The organism is Calothrix sp. FACHB-168, assembly GCF_963889195.1.
Lineage (GTDB): Bacteria > Cyanobacteriota > Cyanobacteriia > Cyanobacteriales > Nostocaceae > Aulosira > Aulosira anomala_A.
On sequence record NZ_CAWPNJ010000018.1, the window covers coordinates 43,860 to 61,188 of the forward strand.

Annotated in this window: 13 protein-coding genes; 6 read left to right on the plus strand and 7 right to left on the minus strand. The window is 41.4% G+C overall.

Annotated elements, in window-relative coordinates; all coding sequences use genetic code 11:
- Window positions 1-193 precede the first annotated feature (193 nt).
- Together AACW45_RS10250 and AACW45_RS10255 are read right to left on the minus strand one after the other, a co-directional pair.
- Window positions 194-1,693, minus strand: coding sequence for an MBOAT family O-acyltransferase (locus AACW45_RS10250; protein ID WP_190632888.1), 1,500 nt, complete (start codon window positions 1,691-1,693; stop codon window positions 194-196).
- A gap of 99 nt (window positions 1,694-1,792) precedes the next feature.
- A complete protein-coding gene (locus AACW45_RS10255) occupies window positions 1,793-4,804 on the minus strand; it encodes a DUF1574 family protein (protein ID WP_190632889.1) in 3,012 nt (1,003 codons plus the stop codon).
- Window positions 4,805-5,023: 219 nt separating this feature from the next.
- Between AACW45_RS10255 and AACW45_RS10260 the strand changes: the two genes are divergently transcribed.
- From AACW45_RS10260 to AACW45_RS10270, 3 genes are all read left to right on the plus strand, one after another.
- Complete coding sequence (locus AACW45_RS10260; RefSeq protein WP_190632890.1) at window positions 5,024-5,260, plus strand: hypothetical protein; 237 nt, start codon at window positions 5,024-5,026, stop codon at window positions 5,258-5,260.
- A gap of 102 nt (window positions 5,261-5,362) precedes the next feature.
- The gene (gene ppc / locus AACW45_RS10265; RefSeq protein ID WP_190632891.1) at window positions 5,363-8,425 is read left to right on the plus strand and encodes a phosphoenolpyruvate carboxylase; all 3,063 of its coding nucleotides are present in this window, start codon (window positions 5,363-5,365) and stop codon (window positions 8,423-8,425) included.
- 189 nt (window positions 8,426-8,614) lie between these two features.
- Window positions 8,615-8,866: a hypothetical protein gene (locus AACW45_RS10270; protein ID WP_190632892.1), complete on the plus strand. Its 252-nt coding sequence runs from the start codon at window positions 8,615-8,617 to the stop codon at window positions 8,864-8,866.
- Between the two features lie 50 nt (window positions 8,867-8,916).
- Here AACW45_RS10270 and AACW45_RS10275 read toward each other — a convergent pair whose 3' ends face one another.
- A complete protein-coding gene (locus AACW45_RS10275) occupies window positions 8,917-9,297 on the minus strand; it encodes a hypothetical protein (RefSeq protein WP_190632893.1) in 381 nt (126 codons plus the stop codon).
- Window positions 9,298-9,864: 567 nt separating this feature from the next.
- On the opposite strand from AACW45_RS10275, the gene AACW45_RS10280 reads away from it, so the two are divergent.
- Together AACW45_RS10280 and AACW45_RS10285 are read left to right on the plus strand one after the other, a co-directional pair.
- Window positions 9,865-10,170, plus strand: coding sequence for a small RNA NsiR4-regulated ssr1528 family protein (locus AACW45_RS10280; protein WP_190540402.1), 306 nt, complete (start codon window positions 9,865-9,867; stop codon window positions 10,168-10,170).
- A 174-nt stretch (window positions 10,171-10,344) separates the two neighbouring features.
- Window positions 10,345-10,629, plus strand: coding sequence for a DUF427 domain-containing protein (locus tag AACW45_RS10285; protein WP_190540404.1), 285 nt, complete (start codon window positions 10,345-10,347; stop codon window positions 10,627-10,629).
- Between the two features lie 67 nt (window positions 10,630-10,696).
- Here AACW45_RS10285 and AACW45_RS10290 read toward each other — a convergent pair whose 3' ends face one another.
- From AACW45_RS10290 to AACW45_RS10300, 3 genes are all read right to left on the minus strand, one after another.
- Complete coding sequence (locus AACW45_RS10290; protein ID WP_190632894.1) at window positions 10,697-11,272, minus strand: Crp/Fnr family transcriptional regulator; 576 nt, start codon at window positions 11,270-11,272, stop codon at window positions 10,697-10,699.
- A 551-nt stretch (window positions 11,273-11,823) separates the two neighbouring features.
- A complete protein-coding gene (locus AACW45_RS10295; protein WP_190632895.1) occupies window positions 11,824-12,249 on the minus strand; it encodes a TOBE domain-containing protein in 426 nt (141 codons plus the stop codon).
- 211 nt (window positions 12,250-12,460) lie between these two features.
- Window positions 12,461-12,625, minus strand: coding sequence for a hypothetical protein (locus AACW45_RS10300; RefSeq protein ID WP_190632896.1), 165 nt, complete (start codon window positions 12,623-12,625; stop codon window positions 12,461-12,463).
- Window positions 12,626-12,684: 59 nt separating this feature from the next.
- On the opposite strand from AACW45_RS10300, the gene AACW45_RS10305 reads away from it, so the two are divergent.
- Complete coding sequence (locus tag AACW45_RS10305; RefSeq protein ID WP_190632897.1) at window positions 12,685-13,944, plus strand: RNA-guided endonuclease InsQ/TnpB family protein; 1,260 nt, start codon at window positions 12,685-12,687, stop codon at window positions 13,942-13,944.
- A gap of 312 nt (window positions 13,945-14,256) precedes the next feature.
- Here AACW45_RS10305 and AACW45_RS10310 read toward each other — a convergent pair whose 3' ends face one another.
- On the minus strand, window positions 14,257-17,280 hold the full coding sequence (locus tag AACW45_RS10310; RefSeq protein ID WP_190632973.1) for a hybrid sensor histidine kinase/response regulator: 3,024 nt from the start codon (window positions 17,278-17,280) through the stop codon (window positions 14,257-14,259).
- Between the last annotated feature and the right edge of the window lie 49 nt (window positions 17,281-17,329).

The window sequence follows — 17,329 nt, forward strand, 5'->3', positions numbered from 1 at the left end:
GGGGCTAGAAATACGAAGCCTGCCTTCGCAGGCTATCAAACTTTTAGCCTGCGAAGGCAGGCTTTGTTGGTATAGCAATACCCTTCTAGGGTATTGCGTCAATATTGGGATGCTCCCGTGGCATTGTTTTTTCAAATTGGTATCAAGGATCTAAGCAGACTCTAGATTTCCGATATTGCTTAGAAGCAAGTCATTAAAAATCGAAATAGATATATGGCAAGCTACCTTCAGGAGCTAATAGCCATACTGCGTAGAAGCAAAGCGGTACAAATACAAGCTTCACAGGCCAGTTGAATTCTATTTTCAGGCGATTCTTAAACCCGTAAACTATTGCCATTAGTAGAGCTAAAAATATTAATCTGCCACTCAGTTGAGATTGGCTGAGATTTAAGGCTTCTACATAGACTTTTTGGGCAAACTGTACGTCGCCTGGATAACCCCAGAGATGGCGAAATACTAAAGTAGATTCTTGGAGATTGGGTAGTCGGAACCAAATCCAAGATGTGAACACCATAACTTGAGTCAAGAACCAAGCGGAAAATATGCCGATAGGCTTTTGCCAAAAATGCTCTAAACTTTCATAGCGATCGCTTAATGCATCGGTAAGGCGATGAACAATCAAAGCTATCCCATGATAAGCACCCCAGACGATAAAACCCCAGGTTGAACCATGCCAAATACCAGCAATTAGCATGACGATGAGTAAATTCCCACAGGTGCGCGTCAAGCCTCTACGGGAACCACCCAAGGGAAAGTAAATATAGTTACGCAGCCAATCGCCCAAAGTCATGTGCCAGCGTCGCCAAAAGTCTGCAATACTGGTGCTGAAGTAAGGAGAATCAAAATTTTCGGGTAAGACAAAGCCGAATAACATGGCACTGCCACGAGCAATGTCTACGTAACCATTAAAATCGAAATATAACTGTAAGCCATAGGCAAAGGTAGCTAACCATAAATCTGTACTACCTGCTCGTTGTAAGTTGCCAAAACATAAATCTACAAAAATTCCTAAATGATCTGCTAATATCCCTTTTTTAACTGCGCCTCTAGCAATTAACCACAGTCCTTCACTGACTTGGGCAGCAGCAGGTAATTGTAGTGTATTAATTTGAGTTGCTAAGTTGTGATAGCGCGTAATTGGGCCAGAGATAAGTTTAGCAAAGAATAATTTATAGGCAGCAAATTTGATAAATTGATTTGTGGCTGGCGCACCGCGATAAACATCAATTAAATAGGCGATACATTCAAAGGTAAAAAATGAAATTCCTAAAGGGGTAATAAATTTAAAAGCTCCATCTGGTGATGTTGTTGGTAATGTAAAAACAGCTTTTAAAATTCCCGGTAAATATTTAAATCCCAGTAATAGTAAAACATTTAAAACTATTCCTAACCACAAAAGCTTTAAACGATTGAGGTTCCAGTCAGCTTGGACAAATAGCCATTCTTCATTAGAAATTTTGCTATTCTGCGAACGTTGACTAGGTGAAGTATTTTTGCTAATCTCCAATCCCAAACGAAAATTAATAAAGGTCAGCGCTAATAATAGCGGTATGTACTGAGCATTGAGAGAGGCATAAAATATGAGACTGGCGATTAACAAAGTCCACAATCGTAATTTCTGCTCTGGCAAAGTCCAGTAAATTCCCAGGACACTGAGCAAAAATAGTCCATAGAAAATAGAGATGAAATTCATTTTTTAGTCAATGGTCAATGGTCAATAGTCATTTGTCATTTGTCATTTGTCAAGAAGGTGATGGACAATAGTGATTTTTCTTTTGCGTTATCACCATTTCTATTTTGCTGACCAAGGAATCATCGGATCGCGAGCTAGCTTTTTCGAGACTTCGTAGGCTCCAAATCGATTGAGGTGACTGGGATCGGAAAAGTAGTCATTGACTTTAGGCCAGAGTTTACTGATGTCTCGATAAATAAAGTTGGGATTGTTAGACATCTGTAACATATATTGTTGAAATTGCTGCTCGTATTTTTGCCGGATTGGGTCTAAATAATCGGCAGTTAAGGGCATATTGACAAATACTAAAGGAATTTTCCGCGCCTGAGTAAACTCTAGTAGGGCGTTGAAAGCAGCATCTTGTTCGCCTTCTATTTGAAATGATTGATAGTCGTTATCGTAATTTCCTGTAACTTTGGGGTGTTTTTGATAATATCTGGCGGGATGGAAGCGGACTGATAAAGCGAGGAAACCATCAAAATCAACGGATTGCTGAGTAGTTTCTTCTTCGGGAGCATCGTTACTTAACTGTATAGATGCTTTACCTTGGCGGGGGCGATCGCTCATTAAGGGTAAGGAGTTAAGTTGTTTTTGTAATAACTCTTTAATGCGATCGCGGTTGGGATAGCTAGCAGAAACAGCCGCAACAGCTTGATTGAGCCAGTGATTAGCTAGTTGATAGCTAGTCATTTCTGGTTTTTGAATTTTGGTTTTTTCGGCTGGCGCTGGCTTGGCGGGATCTTTGAGCAAGTCATCAGTCGTACCCGTAGCGATCGCTTTTTCTAACGCTTTTTTATAGCCTGGTGATGAAGCGATCGCCGCAAAGGTGATATCTTTGCGCCCGCTATTAAATGCACGGGAACCATCCGCCCAGAGAATCAGTTTTGGTAGTTCTTCTGGTTCTAATACCCGACGCACAATAAAGTCTACAACTTGGGCTGTGGCTCCATTGACACCAAAGTTAAATACATCAATGTTAGGGTAACCCTGTGTTGCCAAAGTTTGAGACAGGGCGGCGGGATCTACGCCTCTGAGGGCGCGGGATGAACCAATAATCAACACGTGGGGAGGATTACCAGTTTTCGCCAATCGCTCTTTATATAGGGCGATTTGCTCATCTAATTGCCGAGCATTATAACTAGGCATTTGCGATCGCGCTGCTAGTAAAATTGCTGTGGCTGTAGCTTTTTCTTTTAATGGTGCAGCTTCTAAGTTCTGGGTTTCAATATCCTCATTTTGAGTAAAGCTCGAAGCATTAAATACAGAAGTTTTACTCTGACGAGTTTTATTGTTATCGGTATTCGCCAAAAATGCTGTTCTCTGACTATTATTAACAGTTGGCTTGGGGGATGGTTTTTGCGCCGTAGATGATGGACTGGGAACAGTAGTAACTGTTGCTGGTGAACTGGGTAAATTCCGGGTAATGATTTGCCCCAATACCCAATCAGTTTGCATAGTTAGCAATAATCCTAAAGTCCCCCATACCAGGGCGATTTTAATTCCTTGTCCATCAGAGTTATAGTCTGTGGGCTGACCAATTTCGGAAAATAGCTGAGTTTGTAAAAGTAACTTTTTAACTTTGGTAGTGGTTGTTGTCCACCAATCCCGCGTCACTTCTTGAATAAAGGTTTGTACTTCCTCTGTTGTCAAGTCGGGACGCAAGATGGGTTCAGTTGGCTGGGAATGTACCAAATCTTTAATGTAAATTGCTGTGGCAGCAAATTCGGGAGTCGCTTCGGGAACTAAACGTTGGCGGGGCTGGAAATCTTCACCGTGATGCCATGCTGGTTCTTTATCACCTGCACGCCGCCCATAAACCCGTACTCCTAAAATTCCCGGCACTTTTAACTGCCTGATTAACTGTACAACTTTGGTCGCTACTTTTTTCCGGGCTGGACATACAGGCGCATCACACATCACGTGTAATAAATCACCTTTCACTAGGGGCATGACACGCATCCCGCCTGTTTTCAGCCGCCAATCTAAGTCAGGATTTAATAACCTTTCTAGTAAAAAATCGATCGCCGGTTGATCGCCAGCAGTAGCTAATTCCAAAGCCGATGGCGCTAGGGCTGGATGCTGGGTAGCGGGTAAAGAAATCCAATCAATCCAAGCTGGTTGCTTGTCGGTGGTTTTTTTACCATATATAGTAGCGGCTTTGATGCCTTGGGGGGCGATCGCTTCGAGTTGAGAAATAATGAGCGGTAAGCATAAATGTTTCTCTGGTGCTGGGGCGGTTTCTAAAGGATCGACAGATGGGGTACAAAAAATATGTAATGTTGATTCTTGCAAAGAAGCTTGGACAGCCACTTTTAACTCTGATAACATCTCAGTTAACAGTCTGGCGATCGCTTGCACATCTCCCCAGCGTGCCCATTCCTTGAGCATCACCTCTGGTGGCGTTAAATCCACCCGCAGCAACCAATCAGGGGTAGTTTCACCATTTACTTGCGAAACAATAATCGCATCTTCATAGCCTGATAGCTTCAGATGTCTTAACTTCTTAGCTACTGGTTCCGCTAGCAATGTGGCATCGGGACTATAACCCGATTGACAAAAAATCCACAACCGTTGTCCCTGTTGCGGCTTGACTTTTACCTCTACAGCCACACCCAAGGTACTCAGAGTTTCGCTGAGATAGCGGGCAATGCCATCTGGATGTCCTTGTTTAGCTAGGCTTTCGTTAGAAAGAATCAGCGCCCCGCCCGTTGATTGGGATTTTCTCTCATCTTCTAACAGGGCTTGTTTCACCTGTTCCAAGTGTTTTTCGAGTTGATTTAAGTAAACTCGATGACACCATTGCGCTCGCGATTCGCCTTTTTTTCTACCGTAGACAAATACTTGGTATATTGAGGTTTGTTCGCTGTTTGTGAGGATATCTAAATCTGTTTGTTGGAGTGCTTGCAACAAGTCAGATAAAATGCGCCAACGTCGCGGGCACTCTGTCCCTTCACAAAGGATATGTAGGTCATTTCCCTGCAACCGGACTTTCACCCCAAAAGTGTTAATTCCAGTTGCTTGGCTTACCCATTGCACTATGGATTGCTGGCGATCTAGTGATGCTGTTTTCATGGGCAATTAACTTGAGAGGAAGCGAGTATTGGGGTATAGTGCCTGCACTTGTAAACTAGAACCATACATTTATCACACCCTGACGTTTGGTTTTAACACTTTTGTTACCTTCTTGGCTGACAATATGGGCAAAAATAGATATTCATGAACATTTGTGATTTTCGCCTATGTTAAATTTTCCGTTGATTTTACAAATCTGCAAACTCCCAGGAATTAACAATGTCTTCTGCTAACCACAAACCCTCAGCTAATCCGGAATTAAATTTATTGCTATTTAGCATTCCCCAATCTTTGCTTGTACAGCTAGGAACAGCTTCGATGCTGATGCTGTTGACAGCTAGCAAAGCTTCGACTACAGCCCTAGAAGCTATGGGACAAGCAAGTGTGGAATTATTTCGGGGCGATCGCCTACCCATACTCGACTTTCCAGAAGATAACGAAATAAACAACAGTTAAAAATTTTACTCTTAGACATTAAGTCACTCTGGACTACTTCCTTGAGTGTTGATTACAGAACATAGCATTCAAAACAATAATTGTCTTGCAAGAATAGAGAATATGAGTTCCCTTTTATACTCTTTGTCTCAGGCGGCGAACATCTACCCCGCATCGGAATTGTTTTTGCGTCACCGCCTCCAAATAGTGGAGGAGTTGTGGGAGTCAGTACTCCGGCAAGAATGTGGGCAACAAATGGTAGATTTATTAGGTCAACTGCGCGATCTATGTTCGCCAGAGGGACAAGCTACTCATGACCAAGCTGCATCAGCTGTCAAGTTGATTGAACAACTCAACATCAACGAAGCCATTCGTGCGGCTCGTGCTTTTGCTCTGTATTTTCAGTTGATTAACATCATAGAGCAGGAATACGAACAACGGCAGCAGCTGACTCGCTATTCTGAAGCCGAGATGCAAATAGAAGATCCGGACATTCTCCCTAATATTACCTATTCCTCTAATCAACGGGAAAATGATGCTCCTGTAAATCGGGGAATAGGCGCAGATTTATTAGCAAAGAGTTGGGTAGCCAAGCAAAAGGAGAATCAAAAAGGGACTTTTGCAGCTTTATTCCCCCATTTATTTAAATTGAATGTACCACCCCAGCAAATTCAACGCCTAATCGCCCAATTAGATGTGCGTTTAGTGTTTACGGCTCATCCTACAGAAATTGTGCGCCATACAATTCGGGATAAGCAACGCCAGGTGGTAAACCTCCTACAGCAGCTAGATATCATCGAACATCGCGCCGGGAATGCAACCGGGGGTTATCCTTGGGAAGCAGCAGAATTAAGAGAAAAATTACTCGAAGAAATTCGTCTGTGGTGGCGTACCGATGAACTTCATCAATTTAAGCCTACAGTCTTAGATGAAGTAGACTATGCTCTGCACTACTTCCAAGAAGTTTTATTTGATGGAATTCCCCAACTACATAAGCGGTTCAAATACGCTTTGAGCAAAACCTTTCCTTGGCTGGAACCACCGCAGAAAAACTTCTGTTCCTTTGGTTCTTGGGTAGGCTCGGATCGTGATGGGAATCCCTCAGTTACGCCAGAAATTACTTGGCAGACAGCTTGTTATCAGCGCAAAATGGTGTTAGGTAGATATATTAACTCCGTCAAGCAGCTGGTGGAATTATTAAGCGTGTCGATGCACTGGAGTGATGTATTACCAGATTTATTAGAATCCCTGGAGTTGGATCAGTCCCAGCTGAGTGATGTGTATGATGCCTTAGCATTGCGTTATCGGCAAGAACCCTATCGCTTAAAGCTGGCTTATATCCTCAGAAGGTTAGAAAATACCCGCGATCGCAATTTGGCATTATATAACCGCGAAACGCCCAAAAATGAAGACCAACCGATGTATCGTTCGGGGGCGGATTTTTTGGTAGAACTGCGGTTAATTCAACGCAACTTGACGGAAACAGGTTTAAGCTGTCGAGAATTGGATAATTTGATTTCCCAGGTAGAAATTTTCGGCTTTAACCTCACCCAATTAGATATTCGTCAAGAATCTTCCCGTCACTCCGATGCACTCAATGAAATTCTCGAATATTTACAAGTCTTACCACAAGCGTATAATGACTTGACAGAAGAACAGCGAGTAGCTTGGCTAACAGGAGAATTACAAACCCGCAGACCGTTAATTCCCTCAGAATTGCCATTTTCTGAGAAAACTAACGATGTGATTCAAACATTCCGGGTAGTGCGATCGCTCCAGCAAGAGTTTGGTGTGAACATCTGCCAAACTTACATTATTAGTATGTGCCGCGAAGTCAGCGACGTACTAGAAGTTTTACTCTTAGCCAAAGAAGCGAGACTTTTCGATCCAGCGATCGCTGTGGGGACAATTCAAGTTGTACCTTTATTTGAAACGGTAGAAGACTTACAACGCTCCCGCAGCGTCATGCGTCAGCTGTTTGAATTACCTTTATATCGTGCTTTATTAGCAGGAGGTTATCAACAGCTTGAAGACAAGGGAGAAACAGATCAAGCCAACGTCGCCACCTGTCCGTTAACCCTGAATCTCCAAGAAGTCATGCTGGGGTATTCTGACAGTAATAAAGACTCTGGTTTTTTAAGCAGTAACTGGGAAATTCATAAAGCCCAAAAATCCCTGCAACAAATAGCCGAACAATATGGCGTTAACCTGCGGATTTTCCACGGACGAGGCGGTTCCGTCGGTCGGGGTGGAGGCCCTGCTTATGAAGCGATTTTAGCCCAACCAGGCCACAGTATTAACGGCAGAATCAAAATTACCGAACAAGGGGAAGTACTCGCTTCTAAATATTCCCTGCTAGATTTGGCATTGTACAATCTAGAAACCATTACCACGGCGGTAATACAAGCCAGCTTGCTGCGTACAGGCTTTGATGATATCGAACCTTGGAACGAGATCATGGAAGAACTAGCAGCGCGATCGCGTGTTCATTATCGCTCCTTGATTTATGAGCAACCCGATTTTATCGACTTCTTCCACCAAGTAACCCCCATCGAAGAAATTAGCCAGTTACAAATTAGCTCTCGTCCCGCGCGTCGTCCCTCTGGTAAGAAAGATTTAAGCAGCTTACGCGCCATTCCTTGGGTATTTAGTTGGACACAAACCAGATTTTTACTCCCTTCCTGGTATGGTGTAGGTACAGCTTTGCAAGAATTTTTGCAAGAAGAACCAGAAGAACACTTAAAGCTATTGCAATACTTTTATGTGAAATGGCCATTCTTCAAAATGGTGATTTCTAAAGCCGAAATGACCTTGGCGAAAGTAGACATGCAAATGGCGCAACATTACGTCCAAGAACTTTCAAATCCTGAAGATAGACCGAGATTTGCCAAGGTATTTGAGCAAATTTCTAGCGAATACTACCAGACAAAAGATTTGGTCTTAAAAATTACCGGACACAATCGTCTATTAGATGGTGACCCAGTATTACAGCGTTCAGTTCAGTTACGCAATGGCACAATTGTACCTTTAGGGTTTATCCAGGTTTCTCTACTCAAGCGCCTGCGACAATCACGGAATGCAGCTCCCTCTGGCGTCATTCACTCCCGTTACAGTAAAGGCGAGTTACTGCGAGGAGCCTTGTTAACTATTAACGGAATCGCGGCGGGAATGAGAAATACAGGTTGAGTCAGTTGTCAGTTGCTAGAGACGCGATTAATCGCGTCTGTACAGTTGTCAGAGGTGTACTTATGTTGCGTAATCAATAGTTTCTTACCCAACCTTGATATTACATAGTCAATAGTCAAGAAAATAATAACTATTGACTATTGACTATTGACTATTGACTATTGACTATTGACCATTGACTATTGACTAATGAAAAATAGAACTTTTATCTGCTCATTAGTAGCGATCGCGTCAGGGATTATTGGTGCTTATATTTCCGGACAAACTACCCTCATGCTACATAGTCAAAAGTGTCAAAATCAAACTTGGGGTATGCAGCAATTGTGCAACACTTGGGTAACGCCAGGAGCAATATGGCAAGGTAGCACTACAGGACTATGGATGGGTACAATTTTAGGCGCATTTGTCGCTGGTATGGCAACCAGCCAGAATCGAAATTAGTCAACAGTCAACAGTCAACAGTCCATCATTCACTAACAAATGACCAATGACTAATGACTATTAGTAGGCATTTGCAAATGTTTCATAGCCTTCCAAGATTGTGTACTCGTGTCGTAACAGTGCCATTCTCCGCTTTTAACTTCTTGGTAGCAAAACAGAGTCCGCTCCTCTCCATCTAAATAATCAGTTAAATAATAGACAATTCCGCGAAAAGGATAGATTTTCCGGCTGAGTCGCTTGGCTACAGCTTGATTTGGACACTCAACGACGAAAACCGACTTTCCATCCAGGTGACCCAAAGAGAATATACACATGCGCAAGATGGCTCTGAGCCAACTTTCGGAGTTGTCAAAATAATCATTAATAATTTTGTTAGTCAGAGCTTGTTCGAGCTTACGATCCTGGTTTTGAGGAGTTTGGGCTTCAGACATAGCGTCACCTTTAGCTATACCGATGGTTTGAGATTAAACCAAAATCTTTAAAAGTGACAAGAGTATAGCCACCTTACTCCCCGACAGCCAGGAAATTTAGCCAGTAGTTTTTGGCGTCAGCATGGCTGGTAAAATCTACTTATAGCCTTATGAGTCAATTGTCGTCAGGAACCTCAGCCTAAAGGCATGAGGCTTGTAAGAGAAATCTAGCAAGCCATCCTGACCAGACCACCCTTCGCAGTCGTTGGGTAAACGTTATTTGAGTCACGACACCTTGGGATGCGTAGCTAGTCCCCCGCTCTGTCGCTTGTGACTAAACAGTTCTAAGGTCACTGGAACAGTGTTGCAAGCCTAAAAAGCTCTTGTAACAGGTCGAAGCTAACATTACCCCGCAAGGGAGGCGCAAAAAAGCGCAAAACGCTATGTGTACAGGGTTGCCAAACTTGAGACGGTAACTGTCCTGTCGAAAGTGCATTACAAAAGTACACCAAGTCGAGCAACCCTAAGGCAGTAGCTCTAAAACTGTAAAGCCGTCCTAAAAAGACGGGGTTTCTACCCATTTTTCTGATGACTGCTGAAACTAATCAAGTAAATCAAACAACCACAGGTGCTGATGCTATTGACGAAGCGATCGCACGGGGAATTGATTTTGACGGTTCTCCTATACCAACCGCCAAATTAGACCTATATACCAAAGTCATGGCATTAGAAGCAAACAGACAGCGTAGTGGTGTCTCCAATACCATGCGATCGCGCATTGTCCGCATTGGCGCAAAGCATATTCCTCAAACCGAACTAGATACATTGCTAGTTGATGCTGGTTTTGCACCTTTAAAAGAAAAGGAAATCGCCTTTTTCTACGGTGGCAAATAGCAATATCATTCGTCACTAATAATTTGTAATTTGTAGTTGAAATAAATGTGGGTACTCAAGTAAGCCCAATCAATTAACAATTTATTGTTAGTTATCTAATGTTTTAATTACGAATTACGAATTACGAATTACGAATTAGTAATTATTTCTGCAAGTTTATTGGTCACATTACTTATGCCGAAAGCAATTTGGAATGGCGCTACTTTAGCCGAGAGTGATAAAACTGTAGTTGTAGAAGGTAACCATTACTTTCCACCGGATGCTATTAACAAAGAGTATTTTCAAGATAGCAACACTCACACCACTTGCCCTTGGAAAGGTGTAGCCAGTTACTATAGTATTGAAGTAGATGGGCAAGTTAATCAAGATGCAGCTTGGTACTACCCCAGCACCAAAGAGAGAGCAAAAAATATTGAAGGCTATGTTGCTTTCTGGCGAGGTGTGAAAGTCGAAGCTTAAATCAATATTTATTTCCGTTCATGATATGGTGGTTGATGCAATTCAACCACCATATTTTTACATATTTTTAATTTTGCGATCGCAATATTATCTGGCGTTTGTGGCGAAATAATAATCTTTCCTCTTCAAATTGCTGTAAAAGTCGCGTAACAGTCACTCTAGTTGTATTTAATACTTCTGACATTTCTTGATGAGTCGCATTCAAGTCAATCAGCGTTCCCTCTTCTACCTTACGACCAAATTTACGACTTAACCATAGTAAAAATTGCCATAACCGCACAGACATAGGTTTACAATGCACTATGCTTAACAGTTCCTCTGCTTGTTGAATGTGCGAGAGTAAAGCATTGACATCTTGATACCAAAGATGAGGCGGTACCACACTTACTTCTACATTAGTTAAACACTCAATTTGATACGGTTTGACTTTGGATAAGGGAGAACCAATCAAATCACCCGAACCCCAATAACCTAATGTAATAAATGTTCCTTCCTCACTCCATGTCAAGGTACGCACTGCACCGCGTTCTATTCGCCACAATACATCATTGCGTGGTGGTATAATTTCGCGCCTGGTAAATAAACGATAGGGTATTTGTTCTTTAATATCAGAGTTATAGGAGACATTTGTAGAATACATCATAAAAACATTTGGGTAGAGAATATTTGGGGCTTGCTAATGAAGGTATCGAAAGGATGGCAGTTATAAGCATAGGCTTAGAATAATTTAATACTTGCAATGACATTAGCCAAAGCAGATTTAACACACAGAGAATCTATGTGTAAATATGGATTGCGAGACATAACCATAATTATTCTCTGGTTATGAATAGCACAGAAGTAAAGAAATAACCATACCTATGACTATATATTTCGGGAAATTGACAGAATTATTTCCTGATTCTGCTCAGAACCTTTCCATATAACTCTCTTAGCTAACAAGGTTTTTCATCTCTACTGACAATCAAACAACCCAGCCAATTTTGGATCGCCATTGAAATGGATGTTCCGACTATCGGGTTTAGTTTAGTTAAAAAATATACAGAGTATTGCTGAATAATCTTTGTGTAACAGCTAAATAATGATTAGGGTGGTTAGGCGCAGAATAAGAATCGGTATTTCTCATTGAAAAGGAGTTTGCGCCGTAACCTACTAAACCGTCAAATACAGTAAAAAATGCCGAAAAATCGTTTTTTATTCTCTAGCAATGACGATATCGTTGGATTTAATGACTGCGTAAGCTTCTGTTCCTTCCTTTAAATCCAACTCTTCTGCTGATACTCTGGTGATCATCGAAGTTAGCTCAACTTTGTGAACAATCTCTAAAGTCACTTCTGTATTTACTGCTCCTGTAATTACCCGTTTGACAACTCCTTTTAAAATATTGCGCGAACTAACTTTTAAAGGTTTTTTGATACTAGTAATTTCTACCTCAGGCGTATAAACAGATTTGGCGACTGGTGCGGGTACAGCTGGAGAAGGGTGATGACTCAACCCACGTACCAACTCCCGCAGAATTTCTGTTTTAGTCCTTTGAGACTGATTACAGAACTCTTCTAGTATTTTACGTTCCTCTTCTGAGGTTTGAAATGTTACCCATCCTTGTTCTTTTCTTGGCATAGCTTTACCAATTTAGTTGGTATATAATTCTCATCTTGCTATGATCTTACCAAGGGTGAATCATTTGAAACAGAACCAATCTGGTGTGCTATGGATAAGTGACAACTAAGATGTTTCTTTTAAGCGTGCTTCATTCATAGAAAATGCTGCACGCTCAATTTTGGGGGTAGAAACTGTTAAATAAATTCTAACCAAATATAGACAAAGCTTCCTAATTGTCCATATCTTGAATTAACTGATCAACATATTCTCTCAACCGTTCCTGCCAGTCTGGAACGGTTTTTAATTTCTCCCTCACACCTGGCAGAACTTTGAACTGTACAGGAGCTTTATCAAAAGCCACTTTATTCTTAGGCTGGAATTTGATTTTCGGCATATATAAAGAGCAAGATATCTGATATACTAGATATTATAACCCGCATTGAAGGTCGAGCAATGTTACTCAGTTTTAAAACGGCATTGATACCAAATAATCAGCAACAAACAGCATTTAAAAAAGCTTGTGGTGTGGCGCGTCATGCTTATAATTGGGCAAATGCTGCAATTATGGAGGTTTTGAAACAGCGCGAAACTGACAAAGCTGTAAAAATTCCATCAGCAATTGATTTACATAAAAGATTAGTTGCAGAGGTGAAATCACAGCATGATTGGTATTACGAAGTTAATAAAAATGTTCCACAAAAAGCGTTAGCGGATTTACGACAAGCTTGGGATAGGTGTTTTAAAAAGGTATCAAAACCACCAAAATTTAAAAAGAAAGGTCAACACGATTCCTTTTATTTAGAGGCGGGAACCAAGGCTAAACCATTGATCAAAAATGATGGTAAGCGCGTTAAATTACCATCTATAGGTTGGGTGCATTTAGCCGAACCATTACCATGTACACTCATTCATAATTGTGTCATTTCACGCCAAGCTAATAGATGGTTTATTGCCATCAAATATGAGATTGAAAAACCATCTGTTGCGACTAATAGACCGATTGTAGGCGTTGATATTGGTATCAAAGAATTAGCTGTAACCAGCACAGGCAAGGTGTTTAAAAATCCCAAAGCTTACAAACGTATGAATAGACGCATGAAGCGTTTACAGCGTAGTGTTAGCCGCAAGGTAAAAGGCTCTAAAAACAGAACCAAAGCTGTTAAGAAACTAGGTAGAATACACGCCACAGTCAGCAATATTCGCCAAGATGCGATCCACAAATTGACTCACTATTTAGCTAAAAACCACAGCGAGATAAAAATAGAGGATTTGTCAATCAAAGCATTTTTGAAAAATCATAAATTGGCAGGTGCTATTGCTGATTGTGGTATGTATGAATTCAAGCGTCAATTAGAGTACAAGACTGAGAAATTCTCTAGCAAATTAACCTTAGTAGATAGGATGTTCCCTAGTTCTCAGATTTGCTCTAACTGTAGTCAGCATCGTCATAAGATGCCGTTAAAAAATCGCGTTTATGTCTGCCCAGAATGTGGTCACACCGAAGACAGAGATTTAAACGCATCAAAAAATCTAGAGCGTTGGTTTGATGGAATCTTTATTCCAAAAGCAACAGATGTGGCGGTAAGCTCTACCGTTTCAGCCTGTGGAGTAGACAAACCTCTCAAGAGTCATCTTGAGACTACGTTGAATCAGGAAGTAAACATCAAAACTACTGTTGTCCAGTTAAGTCTAGATTTGGGTAGTTTTGAGTAAGTTTTATAGAGCGGATGGATAAATTTACCGTAAGCGATCGCTATCTGCTTTCCCTGATAACAGTATAAAAATAGTCTTATATCTATTAGAGAAAATACTGTTATTGCTGCTGAATAATTGATTTAATTAAAATGTTGGCATTTGCTAATTGTCAATCAACATTTGCACAAATTAATCCACAATTGAGACCAAATTTGGAGATAATATTGGAGATTTTACCTGGGAAATATGGAACACAAAATAGTACATATTACCATTTGGTATCAAAGCTAAACATGGTAAAGAAAATTCGCTCATGACTAAATTTTGAATTTAATTATGAGATGTGACGCTACCATTAGCAGAACCAATAATTTCTTGTAGGGTACGCAGTAAATCTTGCTCATTATAAGGTTTAGAGAAGTAAGCACGTGCCCCTAATTGAATTGCCAGCTTGCGATGTTTATCGCTACTCCGAGAAGTTAACATGGCTACGGGAATATTTTTCATCTCATCGAGGGATTTTACCCGACCTAAAAAGCCATAACCATCAAGACGAGGCATTTCAATATCACAAATTACTGCTTGTACTTGTAGTCCGCTTTGCAGCTTTTCTAAAGCATCTTGACCATCTTTTGCTTGTTCTACCTGATAGCCTCCTTTTTCTAAAGTTAAAGCTAAGAATCGCCGGACATTAATCGAATCATCGACGATTAAAATCGTATTTTTCTGATGGGAATTCGTGACTAATTGTTTTTCTTCTTGGGGGAAGAGGAATGCTGTTTTTAAGCGAGTTGATGGTAATTGATTGTTGCGGGAATTTTGCTGATTGCTAGAAATTTTATAGAGTAATTCATTGGTATTTACTAGTACTACTACTCGACCATCACCGAGAATAGTACAGTTGCTAAAGCCTTCGGGTAAAGGTATGTTACCTTCTACTTGACGGATCGCAACTTCTTGCTCACCCCAACAACGGTCAATTTGCAGCGCAACAAATTGATTGTTGCTTTTAACTATTAAAATACTGCTGGCATTAATCGCCGGGGGAGTTTCTAATTCTGGATTATCGTAACGGGGGCCATTAAACTCTAGGTAGTTACCCAGGCGAATAAATGGCAACATATTATTTTGCCAACTGATAAATTCGTTACCCGCGATCGCAAATACCTGTTCAGTTTGGTGTAAAAATATTTCCGCCACCACATCTGTAGGAAAGGCTAAGAGCATTCGATTGCTTTCTACTAACAGCACTCTAGCCACCGACAAGGTAAATGGTACTGATAAAGTAAAGGTAGTACCGACTCCTAACTCAGTATCAACTTTAATATCTCCCCGCACGGATTTGAGATTATTACGCACTACATCCATACCCACGCCACGACCTGATAAAGTGGTTACTTGGTCGGAGGTGGTAAACCCTGGTTCAAAGATGAGTGATAACAATTCTTCATCGCTAGCGCTAGCCAATAAAGAAGCATCTAACCCCATACCTAAAGCGCGATCGCGGATTTTCTCTAAAGAAATACCTCTACCATCATCGCGGATTGTAATCACTGTGCGATCGCGTCTGTGAGTAGCTTTAATTTCAATTAAACCTTGCTCTGGTTTACCTATGTTGTGGCGAGTAGCAGGATCTTCAATTCCGTGATCGAAAGCATTGCGCAACAGATGCATTAATGGTTCGTTTAAAGCCTCTAAGATGCTGCGTTCAATTAAGGTGTTACCACCATCAATTTTCAGCTGCACATTTTTGCCATACTCTACATTCAAGTCTCGTAAAGCACGGGGAAAGCGTTCTACCAAATCTGATAACGGACGCATCCGTACCTGAGTTAACTTGGTTTGCAGCTGCTTTGATGTTTTATTTAACTTCCGTGCAATGTGATCGGTATCATCAACGCTCAGTTGTACGTCAGTGGTAACTTCTTGTACCTGAACAATAGTTTCCATGACTTCCTGCGATAGCAGGTTTAACTCGTTATAGCGATCCATTTCCAAGACATCAAAACTTGTATCCATGTCTGGAGAATGGGGTTGTTCCTCGCTAAAAGACAGAACGCTAGATACACCTACAGATTGAGTAGCAATTCTATCGTAAGCCGCACGCAGTTCCTGATTTTCCCGATCCAGACTTTGGACGCGCTGGCTGAGATTGCGGACGAGTTTCCGTAATCTTTCTAGCTGTAAATTCAATCCATTGCGCTGAACGATCAATTCCCCAAATAAATCATTGATTTGCTCTAATTGGCTACTGGGAACCCTGACTGTATTTTCATGAATTTCCCGTTCTTTGCCATTACCAATAGGTTCGCCTTTGCGCTCCACCAATTTATAATCGGCGAGAGACATTTCTCTAGCAGCGACTATACTAGTTTCTGCGAGTTTAACAGGCTCGGCAATTGGCTCGGCGAATTCTACATCCACAGTCGCAAAATGGGTGAATGCGATCGCTTCTTCTAGGTTCTCTAGTTCCTCTGTTTCTTCGGTGAAAATTTCTGGTGCAAACAAATTGGTTGCAGCTGTCTCCGCCGGAAGCAATTCTGCTGCGGGGAAGGATGACAGATCCAAATTCACCAAATCTCCCAGATAAATCGCTGTTGGCAGACTATCTAGTTGATTTGTCAGTACCAAAGCTTGCGATCGCCGCCATGCTTGTAAGGCTAACTGAGCAATGTCTGGTACTTGTTGGGGTGGTGCTGTTTCTAAATACTGGGTTACAGATGCACACAGCTCGGTAAAAGCTGGTAATTGTAGCATTTCCCCCAAACCGCCCAATTCAGCCGCCATAATTGCAACTTCTTCCTGCAAACAAGGCTGTCCTGCATCTGCCAATACCGCTTCTAAACGCTGTAAACAACCTTCTACCTCGGTTTCAAACAGCAACGGTATAATATCTTGCCCGTCCTCCGGCGAGAGCATGGTTGTGACATCTTCCGGTACCGGGTCACCCAAACGCTGATGCAGTTCATCAAATACTGGGTAACAAAAAGTTTCTAGCCACTGGTCTTCAATAGTACTGCCTTCAGACAGCAATTCTACTATTTGCCGCAACCAGTCCACTCCAGATAACAGTAAACTTTGTAACTGAGTATCAATTTCTAAGGAATTTTTGCGGGTTTTTAAGACCTTAAAGGAATCTTCTAGACGGTGGGCTAAATCGCTCAACGTCCGGAATCCCATCATCCCCGCACCACCTTTAATTGAATGTGCTGCTCGGAGTGCCCCGTTGATTTTTTCGGAATCGATGCGATTACTGGTATCAATTTCTAACAATACCCCTTCTAAGGTATTGAGATAATCAATTGCTTCTTCCAGAAATTGCATCTGGATTTCCAGTTCTTTGTCCTGTGACATAAATTTTTTAGTCAATAGTCATTAGTCATTAATCATTGGTCAATGTCAA